A 6,709-nucleotide genomic window follows, 5' to 3' on the forward strand; every position below is an offset into this window, starting at 1 on the left:
GGAAGATCATTATTGTTTAGGCAAGGCATCTAAACGTTTCTTTATATCTTCGTAATTTTTGGTATCGTTTCTGAAACCGTAAATGGTTTTTAAGGTTTCTAATGCGCCCTGGTTTTTGGCATCAACTTCTAAGGCTTTTTTATAAAAAGGAAGCGATTTATCTAATAAGGCGTTCATTTTGGCCGTTACTTCGTTAAATTCTTTTACTTTTTTAGCATCGATCTTGTTTCTGTCGTTCTGTAATTTTAAAGCCTGGCTAAAATAGATATTTCCCAATAACACCTGATAATTAGGATTATTTGGTTCTTTTGCGGCCAAAGCAGTTAGCATCTGTTCAGATTTTGCAGCATCACCCCTATCGATATAGATCTGGGTTTCTGTTTTGATCCAGTCGGTATTTTCAGGAAATTTTGCAGTAGCTTCTTTGATTATTGCCAATGCAGCAGTAGTATCTTTTTGTTTGCTTAGAACCGCATTAAGGATCTCAGAATATAAATCTTTAGACTGTGGCGAGTTTAAAGCGATTACTTTTTTGAACTGGGTAATCATATCCGGATAATTTTCAATGTTCCTGGCGGCAATACCTGCATTTAAATACATTGATGTATCCTGTGGATTGATTACGGTTGCAGCAACAAATTTCTCGTAAGCTGTTTTGTAATCTTTTTTGTTATAAGCAATTACACCACCATTTCTAACCGCATTGATGATATTGGTTTCGGCTAAATTGATGTTGTCTTTTTCGCTGCCTTTAGTATCCAGTTTTTTTGCTTCAACAACAGCATTCTGTGCAATTTTAAGGTTTGCATCTGCATTTGCTGTACTGGTAGAATCTAAAATAGCTGCAGAAGAAGCAAATAAAGCGCGGTACGACCATGCTTCGGGCATTACTTTAGATTTCTCGTCAGCAATGGCTTTATCGGTATGAGCCAAACCTTTTGCCAATGATTCCAGTTTTTTAGCCAGAGGTGTTGATGCGTTTGCAGAAGTTAACTGGAATAAGCCCCAGTCGTTCTTTGCCGCAGTTACTTCACTTTTCTGAGCAAAAGCAGCGCTTACCGCACCTGCTAGAAATATACTTAGAAATACTCTTTTCATAATTTTTATTCTAATCTTAATTTTAGTTAATTTTCTTCTTCGGTTTCGTTATCTGCATCATCTTCCTCTTCAGTATCATCTGCATCAGGAGTTGTATCAGCCTCTAATTCCTCACCATCAACAACTACAACGCTTTCTAAATCAACTGTTTCCTCTTCATCCTCTTCGTGGTCGATTTTGGTTACCGATGCAATTTCATCATCACCTTTTAACGAGATCAAGCGTACACCCTGTGTTGCACGTCCCATTACCCTTAAAGCCGATACGGGAATCCTGATTACAATGCCTGAACGGTTAATGATCATCAGATCTTCGCTATCGGTAACGTCTTTAATAGACACTAACTGTCCTGTTTTCTCGGTAACATTAATGGTTTTAACCCCTTTTCCACCACGGTTGGTTACACGGTAATCTTCAATATCGGTACGTTTTCCGTAACCTTTTTCTGATACCACCAACACGGTAACTTCAGGATTGTTAACAGCAATCATGCCAACTACTTCATCCTGATCGTGTGCAAGTCTTACACCACGTACACCGGTAGCTGTTCTACCCATCGGACGAACGGTTTTTTCGTTGAAACGGATGGCTCTTCCTGAGCGTAAAGCCATTACAATTTCGCTTTCGCCGTTGGTTAAGCAAGCTTCCAATAAAATATCACCCTCGTTAATGTTAATGGCATTGATACCATTTACACGCGGACGTGAATAAGCCTCAAGAGAAGTTTTCTTGATGGTACCTTTTTTAGTACACATAATGATGAAATTGTTCTCCAGGTATTCCTGATCTTTAAGGTTTTTAACCTTGATATAGGCTTTTATTTTTTCTTCTTTCGGAATGTTGATGATGTTCTGGATTGCCCTTCCCTTACTGGTACGCGAACCTTCAGGAATTTCGTATACCCTCAACCAGAAACATCTTCCGGCTTCGGTAAAGAACAACATGTAGTTGTGGTTGGTAGCTACCAGCATGTGCTCAATAAAATCTTCATTTCTTGAGGTACTGCCTTTCGATCCTTTTCCGCCTCTTCCCTGCGCTTTAAATTCGCTTGCCGGGGTACGTTTAACGTATCCTTCGTGAGAAATGGTGATCACAACTTCTTCATCATCGATAAAATCTTCCATGCTCATATCTTCGGCCGAGTGAACGATAGTTGTTTTACGTTCATCACCGAATTTCTGCTTCACTTCTTCGAGTTCATCTTTAATGATCTGCATCCGTAAGCCTTCATCTGCTAAAATAGATTTCAAATAATCGATGGTTTTCATCAGCTCGGCATACTCTTCTTTGATTTTATCACGCTCTAGTCCTGTTAAACGACGAAGCGTCATATCCAGGATTGCACGTGCCTGAAGATCGCTTAAAGCGAATTTTTCCATCAAACCCTGACGGGCTTCTTCCGGTGTTTCGGAAGCACGGATCAATTTAATTACCTCATCTAAATGATCTAAAGCAATTAAATAACCTTCTAAAATATGTGCACGTTTCTCGGCTTCTGCCAATTCGTATTTGGTACGGCGAACAATTACATCATGGCGGTGATCCACAAAATGTACAATTAAATCTTTAAGATTTAACATCTGCGGACGTCCTTTTACCAAAGCAATGTTGTTTACACTGAATGATGTTTGTAAGGCCGTGTATTTGTAAAGGTTGTTTAAAACGATAGAGGCATTTGCATCACGTTTAATTTCGTAAACGATACGGATACCATCTTTATTCGATTCATCTTTGATGTTCGAAATACCTTCCAGTTTTTTCTCGCCCACCAATTCAGCCGTACGCTCAATCATCTGTGCTTTGTTAACCTGGTAAGGAATTTCGGTAACAATAATTACCTCACGCTCTTTCAGCATTTCAATTTCTGCCTTTGCACGCATAACAATACGTCCGCGGCCGGTTTCGAAAGCTTCTTTAACGCCAGTATAACCATAAATAATACCACCTGTAGGAAAATCGGGAGCTTTTACAAACTTCATCAGCTCCTCAATGGTGATATCCCTGTTGTCGATATAGTTTACAACACCATCAATTACCTCTGTTAAGTTGTGCGGTGCCATATTGGTGGCCATACCTACAGCGATACCCGAAGATCCGTTAACTAAAAGATTAGGTATTTTTGCAGGTAAAACCGTTGGTTCCTGTTCGGTGTCATCAAAGTTTAACTGAAAATCAACGGTATCTTTGTTGATATCTGCAACCATTTCTTCGGCAAGTTTACTAAAACGTGCCTCGGTATAACGCATTGCAGCCGGCGAATCGCCATCAATGTGACCAAAGTTTCCCTGGCCATCTACCATTGGGTAACGCAAACTCCAATCCTGGGCCATACGTACCATGGTAAAATATACAGATGCATCACCATGTGGGTGGTATTTACCCAAAACCTCACCCACGATACGGGCAGATTTTTTATAGGGTTTACCACTGGTTACACCCAAACCCAACATGCCGTAGAGCACACGGCGGTGTACTGGTTTTAATCCATCGCGTACATCAGGCAAGGCCCTCGATACGATTACCGACATTGAATAATCAATGTAGGCCGATTTCATCTGCTCTTCTATGTTAATTGGAATGATTTTGTCGTTCTGTTGATTCTCTAAATCTTCTGCCATAAATTATTATTCTCGTTACTTAAAACGATATTAAAAAAGGTATTACTATAACCTTGCGAATTTAACAAAATTATGCCGAATTAAGGTATTGTGGAAAAGTTTTGACCTTTGTTATAGGTTTTTTATTCCCGATGCTATTTTAATTTACTGAGGGTCAGTTTATGGGGTTTTGGAAAATTTTGGATCAGCTAAATAAGAAGGTCACAAGAGGGGTTACACCGCGAGAATGTAAATAACAATGTATAGGATTGATTGTTTGATGGGTTACCGATTTCAAAACCTGGCAATTTGTAAAAGGATATTGAAATATTATTCGGCTACAGGCTCAAATAATTCAAAATAAAGGCAAGATCATTTTAGAACCGTGTTGATCTTGCCTTTAAAATAGTGATTATTGGAAAATTGGTTTTGAAATTTTCCCAGGTTAATGGGAGAAATAAAGCCAAGTATAAAAGAGCGTTATTTCTGTTGTTTTTGATGCGTTTATTGCATCAATTGCGCCAGTGATCCAACAAGTAATAATATAAAGGATGCCAATAGATAGATATTTGGTTTTTCTTTATTCAGTATAGATTTAATGATGTAACCTGAGTAACCGAGGATCATCGCGTATTGTAAAGAAAAAGAAACAATTACTGCAAGCGACATTACGGCAAGGATTACTTTATCTATTGATTGATAACTTTTCCAAACTGTTTTGTCTTTCGAAAACATCGAAATCATTCCCTTGGGCATTAGCCAAAGTCCAACCCAAACCAAAGCTGCTGATGTTGCAACAACAGGTACGAATTTTATTAAAGGTACCAACAGAAAACAAAAAAGCAATAAAATCCCACAGGTTATCGCAGTTAGCCCTGTCCTCCCTCCTTCTTTTATCCCAACACTGCTTTCTACAAATGTTGTGATGCTGCTTGTTCCAAAAATTGGACTAAACAATGCGGCAAACCCATCCACCATCAATCCTCCTTTTATTTTTTCATCTTCAGAACCATTTTTGCTGAATATTTCTGTATTTACGGTTAAGCCGATAATTTTGGCTACACTTCCATAAAAATCTACAAGAAACAAAATTAATATAGGCGCCCAAGAATTGGGGTTAAGAATAACAGATAAACCTTCTACAAACTTTCCTGTGGCCGAAAACATTTGTTTGGAATAAATAATAGGCTCCGTTCCTCCACTCAATCCAACAAAATTGCAATAAAGGGCCATTACTATTATACTGATCAATATTGATCCTTTAAAGCTTAATATTTTTTCGACGATAAATATAATCGAGATGCCTATGTATAAGCAGATAGCCGATTTGCTTGTAAAATCGCCGAGGCCAATTGGTGTGGCGTCGTGAAATGAAACTATCCCAGAAAGCTTAAAACCTATCATGATGATAAAAATCCCGACAGCTGCAGCTAAATTATGCTTCATTAAGTCGGGGATGCTATCAACAATTTTATGCCTTAGCTTTAAAGCCGTTAAGATAAAAAATATCAGTGTGGAGTAGAACACAATCGCTAATCCCTGTATCCAGGAAAAACCGAGCACCCCAACTATATAAAATGCAACATAGGCATCCATTTCTAAACCTGGTGCCAAAGCAAAAGGTAAGTTCGCTTTCCAACCCATAATAATCGTGAAAATGCCAGAAACCAATACAGTTGCAAAAAATACGGCACTTTTATCAATCCCACCTTCTGAGAGGATTGCCGGGTTTACCACAACAATATATGATAAACTCATAAAAGTTGAAAGTCCTGCCAATAGCTCAACAGTGATAGAACTATTTCTTTCAGAAATCCGAAACCTGTTGTTTAAATAATTTTTCATGTTCTACTTTTATTTGTTTTATTATTCGAAATCTTTGCCTGGGCTAATGAACCTGAAGCTATACCACCAACTATTTTCATCATTTCGCTCCACACTTTTTCTGTCGAAAATAGATTTGCAAAAAATAACATCACAAGTAACAGAATTGCTATAGCTGGCAATCCGTTAATGCCAATAGTATCTAAATAGGCAAACATGGCCGCTATTGCAAGCCCTGCATTTTTGATATTATTACCTATTTGATTGGATCTATAAAATATCGAAATGATAAACGGGATGAGCGGAACAATTCCCCATTTATATATAATCCTGTAGTCGTTCATGTTGTACGCATACGAACAAACTGCTAAGAAAAGCAGGATAGCAAGTACTTCATAAATTGTTCCTGCAACATTTTTTTTTGATTTTATGATTCCCATTGCTTTCCGGGTATTAATAAATAGATATTAGGATTTATCAAAGTCTGTTTAACAAAATTTCAATAACTGAAAAAAGGATAGATCTGTGAATACGCGTTGTAGGATAACCGCGAAATATGCTGCAGGATGAGACTTATAAACAGCGCCAGAAGTGTAAACTGCCTCAATTTGGTAATGCTTTCCGGATTGACTTTTTTACGGAATAGCTTATCGCATTTTTCCCTTGATATATCAGGAGAATACCTTGTTGATTTGATAGACATACGAGTGTTAATTATTTGATACTCTCAAGGTAAAACGAATAAAAATCACATCCAAATTTTCACCTTCCAAGAAGCCTAAATGTAAAAAAATAGGGCACTTTTGTTGTCATAAACTGTGTCCACAGGGCTAACTTCTGTTAAATATGACTGCCGAAAAGACGGACAGTGTGAATAAGTCTTTATTCTTGTTTTGGATATACAGAATTAATGGAAACAGGAGGATTTGTAGAACTAAAATTTACATTCTTAAGTAAATCTGATACTTTTGCATTCCAACCTTAAAGATAATGGCAAACGAGAAAAAATCTGCAATGAGTTTTATTATGGTCACCCTGCTGATCGATTTTACAGGCTTTGGGATCATTATTCCGGTTTTACCAAAACTTATACAGGATTTTACCGGTGGTGGTTTCGGTTTGGCAGCAGAATATGGCGGTTGGCTAACCCTTGCTTACGCGTCGGTTCAGTTTATATTTTCACCGATTAT

General features: G+C 37.8%; 4 protein-coding genes and 1 pseudogene. 1 reads left to right on the plus strand and 4 read right to left on the minus strand.

The window, feature by feature from the left end; all coding sequences use genetic code 11:
* Positions 1 to 9: 9 nt before the first annotated feature.
* The 4 genes from B2V92_RS03425 to B2V92_RS03440 form a co-directional block, all read right to left on the minus strand.
* The gene (locus B2V92_RS03425; protein ID WP_293304841.1) at positions 10 to 1,098 is read right to left on the minus strand and encodes a tetratricopeptide repeat protein; all 1,089 of its coding nucleotides are present in this window, start codon (positions 1,096 to 1,098) and stop codon (positions 10 to 12) included.
* A gap of 26 nt (positions 1,099 to 1,124) precedes the next feature.
* Positions 1,125 to 3,716 carry a DNA gyrase subunit A gene (gene gyrA / locus B2V92_RS03430; RefSeq protein ID WP_293304842.1) on the minus strand — a complete coding sequence of 864 codons (2,592 nt, stop codon included), beginning with the start codon at positions 3,714 to 3,716 and terminating at the stop codon, positions 1,125 to 1,127.
* A 483-nt stretch (positions 3,717 to 4,199) separates the two neighbouring features.
* Positions 4,200 to 5,540, minus strand: coding sequence for an NCS2 family permease (locus B2V92_RS03435; RefSeq protein WP_293304843.1), 1,341 nt, complete (start codon positions 5,538 to 5,540; stop codon positions 4,200 to 4,202).
* On the minus strand, positions 5,537 to 5,959 hold the full coding sequence (locus B2V92_RS03440; protein ID WP_293304844.1) for a hypothetical protein: 423 nt from the start codon (positions 5,957 to 5,959) through the stop codon (positions 5,537 to 5,539). Before B2V92_RS03440 ends, B2V92_RS03435 begins: the two co-directional genes overlap by 4 nt.
* Positions 5,960 to 6,509: 550 nt before the next feature.
* Here B2V92_RS03440 and B2V92_RS03445 point away from each other — a divergent pair.
* Positions 6,510 to 6,709 (plus strand): annotated as a pseudogene (locus B2V92_RS03445) (tetracycline resistance MFS efflux pump); the annotation flags it as partial.

Source organism: Pedobacter sp. UBA5917, assembly GCF_002432345.1.
Lineage (GTDB): Bacteria > Bacteroidota > Bacteroidia > Sphingobacteriales > Sphingobacteriaceae > Pedobacter.

Bases quoted from the DNA above. Each gene is read 5' to 3' on its own strand.
- B2V92_RS03425 (WP_293304841.1), bottom strand. From the start codon at position 1,098: ATGAAAAGAGTATTTCTAAGTATATTTCTAGCAGGTGCGGTAAGCGCT.
- gyrA (WP_293304842.1), bottom strand. From the start codon at position 3,716: ATGGCAGAAGATTTAGAGAATCAACAGAACGACAAAATCATTCCAATT.
- B2V92_RS03435 (WP_293304843.1), bottom strand. From the start codon at position 5,540: ATGAAAAATTATTTAAACAACAGGTTTCGGATTTCTGAAAGAAATAGT.
- B2V92_RS03440 (WP_293304844.1), bottom strand. From the start codon at position 5,959: ATGGGAATCATAAAATCAAAAAAAAATGTTGCAGGAACAATTTATGAA.